The 16,563-nt window shown below is 67.8% G+C and carries 16 protein-coding genes and 4 pseudogenes; 12 read left to right on the top strand and 8 right to left on the bottom strand.

Annotated features, from left to right (window positions below):
- Nucleotides 1-794 precede the first annotated feature (794 nt).
- Nucleotides 795-1,532, top strand: coding sequence for an SAM-dependent methyltransferase (locus ACZ5NH_RS42115; RefSeq protein WP_468783360.1), 738 nt, complete (start codon nucleotides 795-797; stop codon nucleotides 1,530-1,532).
- Between the two features lie 92 nt (nucleotides 1,533-1,624).
- On the opposite strand, the pseudogene ACZ5NH_RS42110 reads toward ACZ5NH_RS42115, so the two are convergent.
- A pseudogene (locus ACZ5NH_RS42110) lies at nucleotides 1,625-2,053 on the bottom strand (transposase); the annotation flags it as partial.
- Nucleotides 2,054-2,248: 195 nt separating this feature from the next.
- The gene (locus ACZ5NH_RS42105; protein ID WP_451552640.1) at nucleotides 2,249-2,548 is read right to left on the bottom strand and encodes a hypothetical protein; all 300 of its coding nucleotides are present in this window, start codon (nucleotides 2,546-2,548) and stop codon (nucleotides 2,249-2,251) included.
- A gap of 30 nt (nucleotides 2,549-2,578) precedes the next feature.
- On the opposite strand from ACZ5NH_RS42105, the gene ACZ5NH_RS42100 reads away from it, so the two are divergent.
- On the top strand, nucleotides 2,579-2,839 hold the full coding sequence (locus ACZ5NH_RS42100) for a hypothetical protein (RefSeq protein ID WP_468783358.1): 261 nt from the start codon (nucleotides 2,579-2,581) through the stop codon (nucleotides 2,837-2,839).
- Nucleotides 2,840-2,880: 41 nt separating this feature from the next.
- On the opposite strand, the gene ACZ5NH_RS42095 is transcribed toward ACZ5NH_RS42100, so the two are convergent.
- Nucleotides 2,881-4,254: a Fic family protein gene (locus tag ACZ5NH_RS42095; RefSeq protein ID WP_468783356.1), complete on the bottom strand. Its 1,374-nt coding sequence runs from the start codon at nucleotides 4,252-4,254 to the stop codon at nucleotides 2,881-2,883.
- A 273-nt stretch (nucleotides 4,255-4,527) separates the two neighbouring features.
- Between ACZ5NH_RS42095 and ACZ5NH_RS42090 the strand changes: the two genes are divergently transcribed.
- The gene (locus ACZ5NH_RS42090) at nucleotides 4,528-4,890 is read left to right on the top strand and encodes a transposase (protein ID WP_468783354.1); all 363 of its coding nucleotides are present in this window, start codon (nucleotides 4,528-4,530) and stop codon (nucleotides 4,888-4,890) included.
- A gap of 134 nt (nucleotides 4,891-5,024) precedes the next feature.
- Nucleotides 5,025-5,375, top strand: a complete 351-nt coding sequence (locus tag ACZ5NH_RS42085; RefSeq protein ID WP_468783352.1) for a hypothetical protein — start codon at nucleotides 5,025-5,027, stop codon at nucleotides 5,373-5,375.
- A 10-nt stretch (nucleotides 5,376-5,385) separates the two neighbouring features.
- Here ACZ5NH_RS42085 and ACZ5NH_RS42080 read toward each other — a convergent pair.
- A pseudogene (locus ACZ5NH_RS42080) lies at nucleotides 5,386-5,487 on the bottom strand (ATP-binding protein); the annotation flags it as partial.
- Nucleotides 5,469-6,008: a TIGR04141 family sporadically distributed protein gene (locus ACZ5NH_RS42075; protein WP_468783350.1), complete on the bottom strand. Its 540-nt coding sequence runs from the start codon at nucleotides 6,006-6,008 to the stop codon at nucleotides 5,469-5,471. The gene ACZ5NH_RS42075 and the pseudogene ACZ5NH_RS42080, both read right to left, overlap by 19 nt.
- A gap of 206 nt (nucleotides 6,009-6,214) precedes the next feature.
- Between ACZ5NH_RS42075 and ACZ5NH_RS42070 the strand changes: the two genes are divergently transcribed.
- Genes ACZ5NH_RS42070 through ACZ5NH_RS42055 form a run of 4 tightly spaced genes read left to right on the top strand, consistent with a single transcriptional unit; the run spans nucleotide 6,215 to nucleotide 12,412 of the window.
- Nucleotides 6,215-6,763: an SseB family protein gene (locus ACZ5NH_RS42070; protein ID WP_468783348.1), complete on the top strand. Its 549-nt coding sequence runs from the start codon at nucleotides 6,215-6,217 to the stop codon at nucleotides 6,761-6,763.
- A gap of 8 nt (nucleotides 6,764-6,771) precedes the next feature.
- Nucleotides 6,772-7,413 (top strand): hypothetical protein, encoded by a 642-nt coding sequence (locus ACZ5NH_RS42065; protein ID WP_451551681.1) that lies wholly within the window; start codon nucleotides 6,772-6,774, stop codon nucleotides 7,411-7,413.
- Nucleotides 7,413-12,128, top strand: coding sequence for a putative T7SS-secreted protein (locus ACZ5NH_RS42060; RefSeq protein WP_468783346.1), 4,716 nt, complete (start codon nucleotides 7,413-7,415; stop codon nucleotides 12,126-12,128). Before ACZ5NH_RS42065 ends, ACZ5NH_RS42060 begins: the two co-directional genes overlap by 1 nt.
- Nucleotides 12,128-12,412, top strand: a complete 285-nt coding sequence (locus tag ACZ5NH_RS42055; protein WP_468783344.1) for a hypothetical protein — start codon at nucleotides 12,128-12,130, stop codon at nucleotides 12,410-12,412. Before ACZ5NH_RS42060 ends, ACZ5NH_RS42055 begins: the two co-directional genes overlap by 1 nt.
- A gap of 66 nt (nucleotides 12,413-12,478) precedes the next feature.
- Here ACZ5NH_RS42055 and ACZ5NH_RS42050 read toward each other — a convergent pair.
- Nucleotides 12,479-12,739: pseudogene (locus tag ACZ5NH_RS42050) on the bottom strand (IS701 family transposase); the annotation flags it as partial.
- A 69-nt stretch (nucleotides 12,740-12,808) separates the two neighbouring features.
- Here ACZ5NH_RS42050 and ACZ5NH_RS42045 point away from each other — a divergent pair.
- Nucleotides 12,809-12,958: a hypothetical protein gene (locus tag ACZ5NH_RS42045; protein ID WP_468783342.1), complete on the top strand. Its 150-nt coding sequence runs from the start codon at nucleotides 12,809-12,811 to the stop codon at nucleotides 12,956-12,958.
- A 335-nt stretch (nucleotides 12,959-13,293) separates the two neighbouring features.
- Nucleotides 13,294-13,439, top strand: a pseudogene (locus tag ACZ5NH_RS42040) (IS630 family transposase); the annotation flags it as partial.
- 22 nt (nucleotides 13,440-13,461) lie between these two features.
- Here ACZ5NH_RS42040 and ACZ5NH_RS42035 read toward each other — a convergent pair.
- A complete protein-coding gene (locus ACZ5NH_RS42035; protein ID WP_468783340.1) occupies nucleotides 13,462-14,001 on the bottom strand; it encodes a GNAT family N-acetyltransferase in 540 nt (179 codons plus the stop codon).
- A 295-nt stretch (nucleotides 14,002-14,296) separates the two neighbouring features.
- Nucleotides 14,297-14,968 (bottom strand): TetR/AcrR family transcriptional regulator, encoded by a 672-nt coding sequence (locus tag ACZ5NH_RS42030; protein ID WP_468783338.1) that lies wholly within the window; start codon nucleotides 14,966-14,968, stop codon nucleotides 14,297-14,299.
- Nucleotides 14,969-15,093: 125 nt separating this feature from the next.
- Here ACZ5NH_RS42030 and ACZ5NH_RS42025 point away from each other — a divergent pair, with 125 nt between their 5' ends.
- On the top strand, nucleotides 15,094-15,933 hold the full coding sequence (locus ACZ5NH_RS42025) for a patatin-like phospholipase family protein (protein WP_468783336.1): 840 nt from the start codon (nucleotides 15,094-15,096) through the stop codon (nucleotides 15,931-15,933).
- A gap of 161 nt (nucleotides 15,934-16,094) precedes the next feature.
- Nucleotides 16,095-16,322: a DUF5133 domain-containing protein gene (locus tag ACZ5NH_RS42020; protein ID WP_468783334.1), complete on the top strand. Its 228-nt coding sequence runs from the start codon at nucleotides 16,095-16,097 to the stop codon at nucleotides 16,320-16,322.
- Nucleotides 16,323-16,563: the final 241 nt, after the last annotated feature.

Here is a 16,563-nt window from a genome sequence, read left to right as displayed (position 1 = left end):
AATGCCAGTCGGTCCGCACCAGTCGCTGCCGGCTGTGCCGGGAGCGACGTCGGCCGACTCGGTGACCTTGAGGATGTGAGCGCAAGTGCCCGCGAGTTCGGCCAGAAGCGGCTGGAGGATGCGGTGCGTGATCTGCTGCTGGCGGTGGGGGAGGACCCCGACCGTGTGGGGGTGCGTGTGCCTGTCGGGAGTTGTTCGCCGATTTGTCCAAGGAACGAGAGGGACGAGATGGTCCCGTCAAGGACGTTGCGCCGGGCTCCTGTTGAGAGTCCTCATGTCGGCGATTGGCGTCGTCCGACGCCCCTGCACCTCATGCTGGAGGGGGTCGCGTTTGCGTGCGATCCTCCCCGATCGGTCTCCTGCAACGCCACGGCGAGGACATCGACTTGTCCTGCCAACGCGCCGAACTCCCCGACGTAACCTCGTTGTCGACGGTCCTGGCACGACGCGAGTGAGCTGCCCACCAGGCATGCGGATACGATCCCGCCGTGTCTCATTCGAGCCGTGGTGTCAGGCGCCGTCCAGGCAGTAGGCGCCGTTGATGCCGTGATCGGCCAGGCGCCAGAAGTTGCCCTTGCCGGTCTTCGTGGCGAGCGTCTCCAGTATCGGCAGCTTCGGATATTCAGACGTGCGGAATAGGGCCGGGGACCGGGGGAAGCCGCTTCTGGATACGGAGGCTGGCCCCCGGGCATGAAGCAATGGTCAAGAACTGTGGATCGGCGGTCGCCTTGGCTGGGTCCGTTCAGCAACGAAAACGAGGTGCGCTCACGCTCCGGCGCTGACAAGCTGCGGCGGTGAATCGCGAACAGATCTCCAGGATTGCCCATGCTGAGCACCCGATAAAGTCTCCGCTCGACGACGACTCGGTCCGTCGGCTGCTGGAGCGCGGCGTTCCGCGCGGTGACGAGCGTGTCCTTGACCTTGGTTGCGGTGGCGGGGAATGGCTCTTGCGTGGCCTGTCCACGTGGCCGAAGCTGCAGGCTGAGGGCGTCGACATCTCCCGGGACGCCTTGGTCCAGGCCCGTGAAGCAGCCAGCCGTCTCGGGGTCAACGAGCGCCTCGTCCTGCACCACCAGGACGCCGCGGATTTTGTCTCCCCCCGGTCGTTCGACCTAGTGCTCAGTGTCGGGGCCACGCATGCTTTCGGTGGTCTGCTTCCCACACTTGCAGCAGCGAGGAAGCACCTGGCCCCCGGCGGCCGGGTCCTGATTGGTGAGGGGTTCTGGGACCGAGAGCCTTCTGGGGAGGCCATAGAAATGCTCGGTGACTTCACCGACCTGGCGACCACCGTGGACCGGGTCGTCGCCGACGGGTGGACTCCTGTGGACGGGCATGTCAGCACGCGCCGTGAGCTGGACGATTACGAATGGGCCTGCTGGGGGTCGCTGGCCTCATGGGCCCTCGACCACCCAGGCGATCCCGACAGTTCGCAGGCGCTCGAGACTGCGACTACCCGACGCTCGGAATGGCTGCGGGTCTACCGGGAGACCTGGGGCTTCGTCTGCCTGGTCCTGCGTCGGACGTCTGATTGACCTGGACCGGTCATGGTGCTCACGCCGACCCGGACAGATCGCGCCCTCTCAGCCGGCGTATGACGGTCCTTCCCAAGGTTCGGCTTTCGTCCTCACGCCGCGAGGGTCTCGGGGCGTTCGACGAGGTGGCCACGTTCGAAGCGGGCTCCGGCTCGGACGAGGGCGACGAGGTGAGGTGCGTTCACGGCCCGCCAGCGGGCCTGGGCTGACTCGACCAACTTGAAGACCATGGGCAGCCCGGCGGCCCGGCTGCCAGCTCCCTTGGTGACCTTCGTCCGCAGCCGCACCGTCGCGAAAGTCGACTCGATGGGGTTGGTGGTCCGCGGGTGGATTTAGTGCTCGGCGGGGAAGTCGAAGAATGCCAGCGGCTCGTCTTCGTCATCGATGATCTTTTTGACGGCCTTGGGATACTTCGCGCCGTACTGCCGGGCGAAGGCAGCCACGGCCTTGCGAGCCTGGTCCTTGTCCTCCGCGTTGTAGATGTCCTGGATCGCACGCTTGGCGGCGGGCTGGGCCGACTTCATCCGGTGCTGGCCACGGTGTGTGCCGACCGTGCGGCGCAGTGCCCCAGCATGCTAACGCGGTTCCAAATCCGGCACTGTTGGCCGGCCCGCCCAGCGGGGCTGGTTCGTCGAGGGCAGTATGCGCTCCTCCTTGAGGAGGCGCATGGTGCTGCGACAACGGCGCGGGTTTCGGCTGCTGCGCGTCCTGATCCGTCACGCTGCGTCGAAGTCCGACCGGGGCCGGACCTCCACGACGAAGTCCGCATCCTCCATCTCGCCCGCCTCGTCGTGCCAGAGGAAGACGCGCACGTGCATCGCGTGGTGGAGGCCGGTCCTCTCCCACTCGGTCATGAGGTCGGCGACGATGCGGCCGATGGCGTGCTTGGCGCCTTCGTCCGTGTCGGCGGCGGTGATCACGCCGTGCCATTGTTCGGGGTCGCTGCCGTAGGGGCGCCAGCCCTCGGACCCGTGCGGCTCGAACACCCGGTAGGTCCACTCCGTATTGGTGTTCATAACACCGATCGTGTCACCGCAAGGAGCCTCATGCGCCGTATCGGATCGACGCCCGCCGAGCGCAGGTCCCTCGGAGCGAACAACTGCCCGGATGTCGTGGAGCGGGACGACGGCGACTTCTTTGTGATCGGGGAGCTGCATCTCCTGACCGAGCCGGAGGCGGAGCGGATGAACGAGCTGGGCGTCTCGATCGGTGAGGGTGAGTCCCTGGTCTTGGTGCCGCGCGACTGCATCCTGGCCGCCGCGAAGCAGCTGGCGTTTCAGGGGGTCGCCGGGCCGGGTGGGACGTAGCGGCCGGGGTCACCGGTCGGAGCGGGACGGCCGCAGGCCGTTCAGGAGTCCGGGTCGGTGGCCCTTCGCCGGGTCTCGCGCAGGTGGAGGTCGACGTACCCGGCGAGCGTTAGCGCGTCCTGCGGCTCGTCGGCCTGGAAGGAGACACGGCGCAGCAGTCGCACGCCGTCGAGCGCGACACCCTCGCGGGCCAGGACGAAGAGGCAGGTGAGGAGGGCGGAGCGGCCGTTGCCGTCGTCGAAGGGGTGGAAGAAGCAGACGTCGAGGAAGGCGCGTGCGGCCCGGGCGGTCAGCGGGAGGGGCCGGGCGGCGTCCTTCGCGCTCTCGGCCAGGCAGGCGTCGAGGCGGGCGCGGGTGTCCGGGCCTATGCCGTACCGTTCCCGGCCGCCCTTGGCGAAGGCGGCCAAGGTGCGCAACGGCGGCGGCCCGGGCATGCCGAGGACGTGTCGTTGCCAGCCCTGGATCAGGTCGAAGTCGAGACGGGCGCCGCGCGCGGCGTCGGCCCGCATCAGCTCCAGGGCGGTGAGCAGGCCCTGGCCGCGGGCGGGGTCCAGGATTGCGTCGAAGGCGCGGATCTCCTCCGCCGCTCCGTCGCGGGACGGCGTCACCGGTCCGTCCCCGGTGCTGTCCTGGGCCGCCTGCCACGGCACGGCTTCCCGCACCGCGAGCCAGCGCTCCAGGTGGTCGGGCAGCGGCGACTCGGCGGCCCGGGCGTCCGCGTGCGGCCGCACGGAGGCCGCGAGCCGCTCGGCTATGTCCTCGACCAGTACCGGGTCGGGGCCGGTCCAGCTCTTGAATCGGCCGCCGATCGCCCGGTCCACCAGGTGCTCGGCGTCGTCGGCCGCGACGCCCCAGCGGGTGAGGAACCAGCTGAGTACCTGATGGCAGTGCCCGTACCAGGCGCTGCCGCAGCCGGTGCGGTCGGTGACGTGCAGGATCAGGTTGTGGGCGGTGCGGTCCCACAAGATCCGCTGGTCGTCGATGTCGGCCAGGACCAGCGGGTAGGCCTCGAATCGTGTGGCCAGGCTCTCCAGCCACTCACGCCACTCGCGCAGCGCCGCGGTCACGCGATCAAGGGTCTCGTCCGGGGTGGTGACCGAGTGCTGGGGGCAGCACCAGCTGCCGACTGGACCCCCGTCGAAGTCCCCTTCGTCGTGCGCCCACCGCCAGCCGGCGACCCAGGGGCCGTAGTGCTCGGCCAGGGCGTACGTCATGGCGTCGGACCAGGGTCTGGCCTCGTCCCAGCTCCATTCGTGCAGGGCCCGGTCACCCGGCGGTACGTCGGGGCGTCGGGGCACCCGCCCGGCCGGCCTGAGCGATCTCACCACTCGCGCCGCCGATTCTCTGTCGAACGGATGACGGGCGGGATCCACCTCGTCCCAGGTCAGATTGCGGGGAGACAGCTCCGTGATCACCGCGCAAGTCTCACCGCCCACCAGCACCGGTTCAACCCGATTACCGGTCGGTTGCCCGAACCCGATTGAACCGCGCCCCCGGCCTCTGGCGGTCGCGTCGAGCGGGTCGCGGCCGCCGCACGCTGCGCCGCCCACGCGGGCGCATACCTCCTGCCCGCCGACCGCTCCCGTATTCAGACCGTCCGCCGCTACCTCCGCCCGTTCAAGGCCGCCACCGCCGCACCACCCGTGCACCGCCCGGCTTCACGGCCCCGCCGCATCGTCCGCTGGATCATGACCGATCCCGGAAACCTGACAGTCGATGATGCTGCCGATCTCAAGGAGATCTGGACCAGTTGCCCCGAACTCGACGCTGTCACCCACCATGTCCGCGACTTCGCCGCCATGATGCGCGACCTACGGGGCGACCAACTACCCGTCTGGACGGAACGCATGCTCGCCGACGACCTGCCCGCCCTGCACTCCCTGATCAACGGACTGAGCCGCGACATCGACGCCGTCATCGCCGGGCTCTCCACTCCCTGGAGCTCCGGCCAGGTCGAAGTACAGGCCACAAGGACGAAGCTACTTAAAAGGCAAGGATTTGGACGAGCTAATCTCGACTTCCTCCGCAAGCGCGTACTTCTCACACCCTGACCGACAGCGTCACAAGATCAGCGCCAGAGCCCGTAAGTCCCCAGGGTTGGGGTCACGTAATTCCCCAGGTCCTCGCGGGGCAGGGGAGGGGGCTGCGATCCGTCCGTCCTGCTGGGGTGGAGGAAGATGAGCTGGTGAGCTTCGATCTTGCGGTTCTCGCGATGGACGCGTTAGCTGATGCCGCGGCGGCGCGTGCGATGTTCGAGCGGTGCACCTCCGGCAGTTACGCCGAGGGGGAGCTGGGCGAGCGGGTGGTCGCGTTCTATGAACGGTTGCGCTCGCGGTTTCCGGACCACCCGCCCTGTCCCGAGGACTCGCCGTGGATGTCGACGCCGCTGGCGGTCGGTATCGACCATGTGATCATGAACCTGAGCTTCTCCTCCAGGAGCGACGCCGCACTCAAGGCGGTCGAGGAGCTCGCTGCGGAATACCGCCTGGTCATATGGGATCCGCGGTCTCAGGATGCCTATCTGCCAAGGGACTGAGGCACGGGCTTTAACTGGTCGTTGAAGGCTTGCGGCTGGTGTCGGTGGGGTTCTTGGGCCGCTTGTTCGGCCGGTAGCTGGGGCCGTTCATGATCACCTGGCCGCACCCATTTCATACCACTCGGCCTCCAGCAGGCAGAACCGGCGGGAGCCAAGGGGGAGATTCGCCTCGATCCAGCGCAAGACGGTGGTGGAGGCGAGCAGGTCCTGCGCCGCGGCCCGGCGGTGACGGTAGAGGGTGACCGTGCCCTGCCGCAGGGCCTCGAGGCGCCGGCCTGCCCGCTGGACACGGGCCCGGCGCAGCACATACTCCAGATTGAACTGGTCGGAACGCCCAGCCTCGTGACTGTTGATCTTCATGTGGAAGGCGTGTGCGGCGGAGTAGTCCTCCCCGTGGTCCATGGGGACGGTGCTGGCGATCCGGCCGTCGGCAGGCTCACCGAGTGCCTCATCAAGTGCGTGCTCCAGGTGCGTCACGACGGGATCGTCGCCCGGGACTGCTTCTGTGCCGCATTGCCAAGCGGGGGCCGTGTGCAGCACCCGCCTGGAGAACCTGCTCTTGGGGCTTGGGTATTCCTTTGACCGTCCTTGGCGGGCAGATAGTTGCAACGGGTGATCACATCTTGCGATCATGCTAAAGTTTGATCATGGAACGGGGTTGACAGGTGGCCCGCGACGGGGACTTGATCGTGGACGAGCCAGGAGAGATGTCGGGGGCTCGCCGCGACACTGAGGCCGTGAGGCGGGCCGAGCGGCATAACGATCCCGGCGAGGTGGCCGCAAGGGGCGTTGTGCCGACGCCGCCACGATCGCGCTTGACGGACATCGCCGATCAAACGGTGATTCGTAGCGGTGCCGAGGAGCCGAAGGGCGGTGTCGCCGCGGCCTCGGTTGCCACCGCATCGACGGACGTCGACGCCCCTGCCGACCGGGGGACCCTCCCGCCTCGCGTCGAGGCGGTCCCTGAGGAGGAGGCCGCGCAGACGCGCCGGCGCCGGTTTCTTGCCGAGTTGGGCGAGTTCCGGCGGTCACGGGTGCTGGTGCCGGTCGGCACGTTGCCCGGCCCGGATGCCGAGGAAGTCCCCTTGACGGTGGACATGGGCGGAGTGCGCTGGATCCTGGCGTTCACCGGTGAGAGGGCGTTGGCACGGTACGCGGTGGCCCGAGGAGCTGACGGAGTGGCCTGGCGGTACCGGGGTGTGTGGGGCGCCGCTCTGCTCGACGCGGCCGTACCGGCGGTGGCCGAGTCGGGTGTGCCGTGCGGCGTGCTGGTGAACGCGGCCGACGGTGAACACGCACTGGTGCTGCCGCCGGTGGCCCAAGTGGTGCCGGAGGCGGTCGCGGTGAACGGGCCGAACCATCGTGCGGACGGGGAGGCAGGGCGGTAATGGAGAGGATGGTCAGTTTCGACGGCGGGGCGAGTGCGGGTGGGACTCCCGATCTGCGGGTCATCGGACTGGACCTGATCGCCGACGGAATCGACAGGGCTCTCAGCGAGTTGGGGAAGCTGGGGCTCGTCAACGACGCGGGCCGGTCGGGCACGGGGCGCGGTTTCACCGACCTGGAGATGGACGGTATGACCATCGGTGACGAGACCGTCGGCGCCGTCTTCCACTCGTTCTGCGAGCGCTGGGAATGGGGCGTGAGAGCCCTGATCGACGAGGGGAACGCGTTCGCGGCAGCGGTCGGCCTCGCGGCGGGGACGATGTACCAGACGGACCAGACCGTGAAGAATTCGTTCAAGGTCGGTCTGAACTCCCTGACGGGTAACCCCTACGCCTCCGAGCAGCAGATCGACCAGGAGAGCTGGGGCCAACTGGCCAAGCCCGGCTGGCTGCATCCGGACTACAGCGAGAAGTCCTTCCGAGACGGTCTCGCCGTCTCGGAACAGACGCTCAAGGGAATGGGACGTGACCTGGCGACCGCCGAGCAGCTTCCCGGCGTGGAGCTGGCGCCGAGTCTCACCGGGATGGACCAGGACCAGTACAACGCCGCGGTGAACGAGGAGTTCGGCCTGAAGCAGGAGGGGCAGGACTGATGTCGGGCTTGGGTAAGCTGGGCGGCGAGCTCCTGAGCGGGGGCAAGAGCCTCTACGACCACGCCAAGCGGGTGACGGGAGAGGTGGTCGACGAGGGAGCCGACCTCACCGGCGACGCGCTCGACAAGGTCGGCGCGCACGGCGTGGCCCAGGAGGTGCGGCACGGCGGCGACCGGGTCGCCTCCTATCTCGGTGCACACGTCGCCGAACGGCAGCTGGGGCCCGATGCCGAACCGGCCGATCTGATCCACGGCAAGCCCTCGACGATCCGTGAGAAGGCCAAGCACCTGCTGGTATTCGCCATGGCCTTCGAAGAGGTCGGCGTGGGCATGAAGGCTGTCGACTCGGACGGCTGGAACGGCAAGGCCGCGGACACCTTCCGCGAGAAGTTCGCCCTGCACCCCACCAAGTGGCTCCAGGCCGCAACAGCCTGCCAGGACGCGGCCACGGCACTGAACGGCCTGGCCGACACCGTCGAATGGGCCCAGGGGCAGGCGCGGGAAGCGATCCGCCTCTACAAGCAGGGCAAGTCCGCCTCCGACGCGCACCGCAAGCAGGTCGACTCGTACAACCACAAGGTGGAACAGGGCAGCGACGACCCCGGGCCACGCCCTTCCGAGCAGGACCCCGGCGAGCATGCGATGCAGGAGGCGCAGGGCATCCTCGACGCCGCCCGGCGGCAGCGGAACAAGATCGCCGGCGAGACGGAGACCAAGCTGAGGGCTGCGCTGCAGCACGCCCCGAAGGAGCCGTCGGCCGTCCAGCAGCTGAAGCTGGACGGCATGGACGTCCTGGCATCCGACTCCATCGACGCGGCGCATTTCCTCGGTGGCGTCGTCAAGGGCACGGCGGGCATCGTGAACTTCACCCGCAGCCTCGACCCCCTGGACCCCTACAACCTGACGCATCCGGCCGCCTTCCTGCAGAACAAGGTGCAACTGCTCGGCGGCGTCGTCTCCATGGCGACGCATCCCGACCGTGCCCTGAAGTCGGGCTGGAAGTCGTTCTCGTCGGACCCGGCCAACTTCTTCGGGGAGCTGGTTCCCCAGGCCGCGCTGGCCGCGGGGACGGGCGGGGCCGGGGCCGCAGCGGACGTGGCCGAGGGCGGCATGCTCGGCGCCGACGGCGCGGAGGCTGCTGCTGCGGACGGTGCCGCCGAGATCCCGGGTGCGGCCGAGAGCCACGCTCCGGGTGATGTGGAGTCCGCGGGCACGGACCCGATCAACCTCGCCACGGGCACGATGTACCTGTCCCAAACGGACGTGACGCTTCCCGGTGCGCTGCCCTTCGCGTTCAGGCGCCGGGTGGAGTCGGGCCACACGTACGGGCGCTGGTTCGGCCCCGCGTGGACGAGCACCATAGACCAACGACTGGACATCACCTCCGCCGGCGTCGTCTTCGTCCACGAGGACGGGATGCGGCTGTTCTACCCGCACCCGGCGCCCGGCCTTCCCGTCCTGCCGCACCACGGCCCCCGCTGGCCGCTGAGCCGGCAGGCGGACGGCTACACCGTCACCGACCCGCAGACCCGGCAGGTGTGGCACTTCGCCGACCGGAACGACGAACTCGCCGAGCTGGTACAGATCGACGACAGCAACGGCAACTGGATCACCTTCGCGTACGACGAGGCGGGAGTTCCCTCGGGCATTGCCCACAGCGCCGGATACCGCCTGCGTATCGACAGCGCCGAGGGCCTGATCACCGGCCTGCACCTTGTCGGCGGGGCCGATGACGGATCCGACCTCACGCTGATCGGCTACGGCTATACCAGCGGAAACCTGGCCGAAGTCCGCAACTCGTCCGGGAAGCCACTCAGGTTCACCTACGATGAGGCGCTGCGCATCACGTCGTGGACGGACACCAACGGGCATGCGTACGAGTACGCCTACGACGAGAGAAACCGGTGCATCGCACAGGGCGGCACCGAAGGCCACATGAGCCTGCGGCTGTCCTACATCGAGAAGGACCCGGAATCCGGCCTGCACATCACCACAGCAGTCAACGGAGCAGGCGCCGTACGCCGCTATTTCGTCAACGACCTGCACCAGATCGTCGCCATCGTGGATCCGGCCGGACACACCAGGCGCTTCACCCGCGACCGGTTCAACCGCCTCCTGTCCGAGACCGACGCCGTCGGCCGTACGACGTCCTACCGGTACGACGACCTGGGCAACCCCACGCAGATCATCCGCCCGGACGGCCGGTCCACCATGTTTTCCTACGACGACCGCGGCCTGCTCACCCGGGTGGTGCGTCCCGACGGGAGCACGGTCCGCCAGGAGTTCGACGACTGCGGGAACCGGACCTCGGTGACCGATTCGGCAGGCGGTACGACCTTCTTCACCTACGACGCGGCCGGGCACCTGTCCGAAGTCCGCGATCATCTCGGCCGGGTGACCCGCATACGCTGCGACGCCGCCGGTCTGCCCGTGGAGGTGCGTGACCACCAGGGCGGCGTCATGCGCTACGTGCGGGACCCGCTCGGACGGGTCATTTCCATCACCGACCCGCTGGGGGCGACGGGTCGGATGGAATGGACCGTCGAAGGCCAGCTCAAGCGCCGGCTGAACCCGGACGGCACCGAGGAGACGTGGAGTTACGACGGTGAGGGGAACTGCCTCACGCACACGAGCACCATCGGCGGCGTCACCCGCTTCGAATACGGCCAGTTCGACCTGCTGACGGCGCGTGTCGAGCCCGACGGCTCACGGTACGAGTTCCAGTACGACAACGAACTCCGCCTGACCGCGGTCACGAACCCCCAGGGGCAGACCTGGACCTACGAGTACGACCTGGTCGGGCGGCCCGCCCGCGAAACCGACTTCGGCGGCCGGGTCACCCGCTACTCCTACAATGCGGCCGGTGAGCTCATCTCCCGCACGAACGCACTCGGGCAGGTCGTCACCTTCGAGCACAACGAACTCGGACAGATCGTCCGCAAGACCGCCGACGGCGAGGTGGCGACGTACGCCTACGACTTCACCGGCGCCATCGCCCAGGCGGACAACGCCCACACGCACCTGACCCTCCTGCGCGACCGGCACGGACGCCTGGTCTCCGAGCGCGTGAACGGCCGCGAAGTGGCCTACCGGTACGATGAGTTCGGCAGACTGGACAGGCGTACGACGCCCTCGGGAGCCGAGACCGTCTGGCAGTTCGACACCACGGGCCGCCCCCGTCGGCTTCTCGCTAACGGCCGTGGCATCACGCTGGAGTACGACCAGGTCGGACGCGAGGTCAGCCGCCGGTTCGCCGAGTCCCTGACCGTCTCTCGCTCCTTCGACACCATGGGCCGGCTGGCATCCCAGGCGGTGGACGGCCCCCTCGGACGTGTCCAGGCGCGCGCCTACGAATACCGTGCCGACGGCAGCCTGACGAAGATCCAGGACCAGCTGAACGGCCTTCGGCAGTTCGAACTGGACCTCGCGGGCAGGACTACCCGGGTCAACGGCGACGGATGGAGGGAGGCCTACTCCTACGACGCGCTCGGCAACCAGGTGTCGGCAGCCTGGCCCGCGCGGCAGTTCGGCGACGAGGGGTGCGGCGATCGCGCCTACCAGGGCGGCGACATCGTGCGCGCCGGCCGGATCCGCTACGAACACGACGCCGCCGGACGTGTGGTACTCCGCCAGAAGACCCGACTCTCCCGCAAACCGGACACCTGGCGCTACAGCTGGGACGCCGAGGACCGGCTCACCCAGGTCGTCACCCCGGACGGTACGCTGTGGCGCTACCAATACGACCCGCTCGGGCGGCGCGTGAGCAAACAGCGCGTCGCCGACAACCGTGCGGACGTCCTGGAGCAGGTCGACTTCAGCTGGCACGGCGTCTCGCTGTGCGAACAGACGACGAGCTGGGGTTCCTCGGCTGACTCGGTGACCCTGACCTGGCATCTCAACGGTGCCGAAGCGGTCGCGCAGAGCGAACGCAGAACCATGGCCGGGGCGCCGCAGGAAGAGATCGACGCCCGGTTCTTCGCCATCGTGGCCGATCTCTCGGGATCTCCCTGTGAACTGATCGACGAATCCGGAGAGATCGCCTGGCGGTCCCAGGCCACGAACTGGGGAAAACAGTCGTGGTCGGTGCAGAGCAATGCCTACACACCGCTTCGTTTCCCAGGGCAGTACTTCGACCCCGAGACGGGCCTGAACTACAACTATCTGCGGTATTACGACTCCGAGGTCGGCCGATACCTCAGCCTGGACCCGCTCGGCCTGGCCCCGGCGGCCAACCCCGCCACCTACGTAGACCGGCCGTCGGTGACCTGCGACCCCCTCGGCCTCGCACCGCAGAAGACCCTGCTGCCGCCCAAGCCGTACGAGACGTCCAACCTCGCTCACCTGGCGAAGTACTTCAACCCGGAAGGCGGGCTCCAAAACTGCACCTTCGTGGGCGAAGCATTTGACCGATATCTGGGCGGTGAGGGAATAAAGGCCGTCCCAGGGGACATGGGAGGAGCGCAATCTCTCGATCGTCTGGAGGGCGTGTACGGTCGAAGCTTCAGGGACACCAAGTTCTGGGACATGGTCGACCACATAAGAAACGCGGGAGATGGGGCGCGGGGTATCGTCGCTGGAGAGTCTCGCATCCCGCATCTTCCCGGGCACGTGTTCAATGTCGTGAACCAGCAGGGTCGGGTGCTTTTCCTTGACGTCCAGACCGGACTCGTCGACCCCATGGCATTCAAGGCATTCAAGCTGATGAGGACCAACTGATGTACACGATGGAGCAGGCGGAGCAGCTGGCGGCGGACTTCCTCCGGGAAGCGAGCGCGGGCTGGGATCACCCGGCATCCCTTTTCCAGGAGGACAGGTACAAGGCGCAGAAGGGAGAGTTCTTCTTCTTCAGTTATCAGTCGGTCAAATTCCTGACGACCGGGGATAAGAAGTACCTTCTGTACGGCGCTCCCGCCATCTCGGTGCACGGCGTGACGGGAGAATGCCGCTTCGTCAGCTATCAGGACTTGCAGGCAGCCGGGGACCCCTTCAATATGTGGTAGTCCTCCTCACTACATTGCTTGGAGCCGAGGCCGCTTGGTATCGGTAGTTCGTTAGTTTCGGCACCATGGCTCCTCGTCGGGGCACGGGTCCGGCGCGGTGGTGTCCAGGGGCCGGGTGGAGAGAACCACTGGTCCCGACAGAAGAAGACACAGTTGACCAGGGTCTGGTGATGGCGGACGGCGCGCTCGGAGCGGACCTGGAAATCGGCCCGGACGAGTTCGTCCTTGACCTGCTTGTAGCTTTGCTCGGTCCAGGGCCCCAGGCCGTGGAGGCGGACGATCTCGGCGAGGTCGGCAGGCGCGGTGCGGGCCGGTGGCGGCGGGGGGTTGCGTCTGCCGAGAATGTCGTCCATGCAGCTCAGGGGCTTGTTCGGTGCTGAGGCAGGATGAGCACTCGTGTTGCTTCGTCTCGCCTACTTGACCATCACCAACGTGTTCGGCGCGCTGTGGCTGCTACCGATGAGCGACCGCGACAAGGACGCGGAGATTCTCGCCTGCGCCACCAGATCATGGCCCTGGAGCGGCAGTTCGGGGAGGACCGGGTGAAGTTCGCCTCGGAAGACCGAGCCTTCCTCGCCGCTCTGCTGGTGCCGCTGCCGCGCCGGGTTCTGCGTCAGCTCCGGTTGCTGGTCCAGCCCGACACCGTGCTGCGAGGGCACCGTGACCTGATCCAGCAGCGCCTCGCCCGCACCTGCCGACCGAAGAGGCCGGGCCGCCCGCCCACCGTTCGCTCGATCCGCATCCTGATCCTGCGCCTGGTCCGGGAGAACCCGTCGTGGGGCTACCGCAGGGTGCACGGCGAACTCGCCGCCCCCGGCATCAGGGTCGCCGCCTCCACCGTCTGGGAGATCCTCAAGAACGAGGGGATCGACCCCGCGCCGACCCGGGCCGTGCACGCCTACCTGCGCTGGCGCAACACCACGCCCGCCACCCTGACGTCCTCGCGGCGCAGCGTCGCGAACGCGCCCGCATCCGCAGCGAGAAGGGCATCCGCTGGGGTGGACGCCCGCTCCCTGCCGCAGCCTGACCAAGCGACCGAGCCGAGAGCGTCAGCCCCTCACACCACGCGCGATTCGGTACAGCACGTTCGGACGCAGTGGCCCTTCGGGCGCGGTGGGGTCGTCGAAATCGTCAGCCGGGTCGCGGGTCATGCCGATCCGGCGCATCACTGCTTGGGAGCGGAGGTTGGTAGCAGTCGTCACTGCAAGGATCTCGGAGAGTTCAAGCGTTTCGAAGCCGAAGGCCAGGCCAGCCAGGGCGGCGTCGGTGGCGTAACCGTGGCCCCAGGCCGAGCGAGCGAGTCTCCAACCGATCTCTACCCCCGTGAACGGCATGCCATCATCCACCTGGTCCAAGCCCGCGAAGCCGATGAACTCGCCCGTGGCCTGCAATTGAACTGCCCACCATCCGTAGCCTCGCTGGTCGAACTCGGCCTGGAACTGCGCCACGGAGGCATCGCTCTGTTCACGGGTGAGCAGGTCGCCCAAGTGCTCCCGAACCTCGGGATCAGCATTCATTGCCGCCCACGGTTCAAGGTCGGAGTCTTGCCATCGACGGAGCACGAGGCGATCGGTACGCAGTTCAGCCATGCTGCCCCGCCAACGTGGGCGCCGCCCCCAAGGCAACCCATTTTCTTCGGGACTGCTGCCGTCGGGGTCAGCCCCTCACAGCGCCGTGATCTGTGCGCTGGGGCCGATCCTAGTTCCCGTGCCGGTGCCGCCGCGATTCCGTGATCATGAATCGTTTGGTGCATTCGCTGAGATTCGAACGGAGGGACCGGCGCGGAAGGCCATGAGCCTTTTCCAATCTGATCGCGATGCCGAGGCAGAGAGGTTCCTGGTGAGGGGCTGGTTTACCAGGGCAACCGTGTGAGTCAGGGGCCTGTTAACGCCGCCGGTGCGGCCCAAGATTGAGCAGCACCTTACCGAGCTGGGCGGAAGTGAGGGCCGGCGTGGGCAGCGGGGGCGCGGCCGGCCGGGCGCGAAGGCCGTCGAGGAGCAGGGCGAGCGGGCGGAGCCAGGCATCGGGGGCGACCGTGGTGAGCGCGGGAACAGCCCGGCCTAGTGCTGCCAGGGTGAAGAGCAGGTCCTCGGTGGTGAGGTCCGGGCGAATGGTGCCCTGCTCCTGACCGCGCCGGAGCAGCACGTCGATGGTTGTGCGGTTGTGGGCGTGGATTGCCTCCAGGGAGGTGACGCCTTCCAGGTTCGTGGTCATGAGGTCGTTGGTGCCGCGGTCTGCGGCCAGGCCTGCGAACACTGTTCGTAGGTACTGCGTCAGTCCGGTCCATGCGTCTTTGGCGGTTCGCGCCCGCTCGCCCGCCGCTGTGGTCTCAGTGAGCGCGTTCCGGAAGACCTCATCGACGAGCGCGGCACGGGTCGGGAAATGGCGATAGAGGGTCGCGTTGCCCACGCCCGCCCGCCGAGCAATTTCATCAAGCGGGGCGTCCAAGCCCTGTTCGGCGAAGACCTCGCGGGCCTTGTCCGTCAGCAGCTTCCGGTTGCGCAGCGCATCGCGGCGCCCTACCGGCGAACGGTCGCCCATCGTGTTGTCCCTCATCTCACTCCCATACCGGGGAGCGCTCCCCGGTATGGATGCTACCGTCAGCCGAGCAAGCGGGGACCACTCCCCGTTTTGTTTTCCGTGGACGGGACGTCCGCGGTCGTTCATGGGGAGGGGGAAGCGTGTCTGATATCGCACTCGTACTCGGCGGCGGCGGACCGGTGGGCGGGGCCTGGTTGACCGGGGTGCTCGCCGGGCTCACCGAGGCTGGGATCGATCTCAGCAGCGCCGACGTCGTGATCGGCACGTCTGCGGGTGCCGTCTTCGGATCCCGGCTCCTGTCCGGAGTCCCGGCCGCAGAACTGTACGAACGCCAGCTCTCCGGCGCAGACGCGGTCCGGCTGCCGGTGACAGCGCGCCAGACAGCACGCTTCCTCTGGGCAGCACTCGGCTCCCGCGATCCCCAGCGGTCCATCGAACGCCTCGCCCGGGCAGCGCTACACACCCGGACCGGCCCGGAGTCGGACGTCTTCGATACGGTCGACGCACTCCTGGGCGACGTCCACGACTGGCCCGAGCGAGAGCTGCGGATCACCGCGATCGACGCGCAGACCGGACAACTTGAGGTGTTCGACTCACACTCCGGAGTGACACTCCTCGAAGCGGTCGCGGCGAGCTGCGCCGTACCGGTCGTATGGCCGCCGGTTACCGTAGCGGGCCGACGATGGATAGATGGCGGCAGTCGTTCGACCGCCAACCTCCAGCTCGCACGCGGGTATCGCCGGGTGCTGGCGGTAGTGCCGATTCCCCAGGCGGTTGGGCCGCATCCGAGCGCCTCGCAGCAAGCCGCGGAACTGTCCGACGACGGCACGCACGTCGTCCTGCTGTCCCCGGACCTTGCTGCGCGCCGCATGATGGGCCGCAACATGGCGGATGACACACGCCGGTCGGCTGCCGCCCGCGCGGGCCACGCCCAGGCCGGCGCACTGGCTCCTTCGGTGGCCGACGTCTGGCAGGGGTGACGGCGGCGGTTGAGGTGCACGTTGCCAAGCGTTTCTTGACCGCGTGAGGCGAAGTCGTCTGTGCTGCGCGTGGTTGGACAGCGTGGGAATGGTGTCCGGAGGGCGGGGCACATGAGTCGGTGTAAGACGAATGCGAATGGTGGCTGCAAGGGAGGCTTGTGATGCTCATGGCGCACCCGGCCGTGTTGAAGAACCTGATTGAGCAGTACGAGACGCTGCGTGTCCTGCATGCGGAAGAGGGGCATGAGGAGGTGCGGCGGCGGATGGACGACATTGCTTACACGCTGTGTGTGTCGACTGGTACCAGCGATATCGACGCCGCTCTCATCGCCGCCCGGCATCGGCTGCCCGGTGCCCGGGTCGAGGACGACTCCCTCCTTGCAACCTGACTGCTTTGCTGGTCGGTCGCGATAACTGCTGCGCTGCTGGCTTTCGCCAGACTTGAGGAGTTGGCGATGATTCTGGGCTGCTCGCCTGCCTCCCTTTGCAGCTGCCCGGTAGCCGATCGGGGACACGGGACCCTTGCGACAACCAGCTGAGCTGCCCCGAGTTTCGTAGAGTCCGGTGATCTTGTTTCAGGCGGACTGCGGGGTTTGCTCCTGGCTCTGCCAGAAGGCTTCCTCGTACTCG

This window comes from Streptomyces sp. NPDC031426, from assembly GCF_055581585.1.
The sequence above is the reverse complement of the archived record's forward strand: the minus strand, read 5'-3'. Positions and strand labels throughout refer to the sequence as shown.

Bases quoted from the DNA above. Each gene is read 5' to 3' on its own strand.
- ACZ5NH_RS42105 (WP_451552640.1), bottom strand. From the start codon at position 2,548: ATGAACACCAATACGGAGTGGACCTACCGGGTGTTCGAGCCGCACGGG.
- ACZ5NH_RS42100 (WP_468783358.1), top strand. From the start codon at position 2,579: ATGCGCCGTATCGGATCGACGCCCGCCGAGCGCAGGTCCCTCGGAGCG.
- ACZ5NH_RS42090 (WP_468783354.1), top strand. From the start codon at position 4,528: ATGACCGATCCCGGAAACCTGACAGTCGATGATGCTGCCGATCTCAAG.
- ACZ5NH_RS42075 (WP_468783350.1), bottom strand. From the start codon at position 6,008: ATGATCGCAAGATGTGATCACCCGTTGCAACTATCTGCCCGCCAAGGA.
- ACZ5NH_RS42065 (WP_451551681.1), top strand. From the start codon at position 6,772: ATGGTCAGTTTCGACGGCGGGGCGAGTGCGGGTGGGACTCCCGATCTG.
- ACZ5NH_RS42060 (WP_468783346.1), top strand. From the start codon at position 7,413: ATGTCGGGCTTGGGTAAGCTGGGCGGCGAGCTCCTGAGCGGGGGCAAG.
- ACZ5NH_RS42055 (WP_468783344.1), top strand. From the start codon at position 12,128: ATGTACACGATGGAGCAGGCGGAGCAGCTGGCGGCGGACTTCCTCCGG.
- ACZ5NH_RS42035 (WP_468783340.1), bottom strand. From the start codon at position 14,001: ATGGCTGAACTGCGTACCGATCGCCTCGTGCTCCGTCGATGGCAAGAC.
- ACZ5NH_RS42030 (WP_468783338.1), bottom strand. From the start codon at position 14,968: ATGAGGGACAACACGATGGGCGACCGTTCGCCGGTAGGGCGCCGCGAT.
- ACZ5NH_RS42020 (WP_468783334.1), top strand. From the start codon at position 16,095: ATGCTCATGGCGCACCCGGCCGTGTTGAAGAACCTGATTGAGCAGTAC.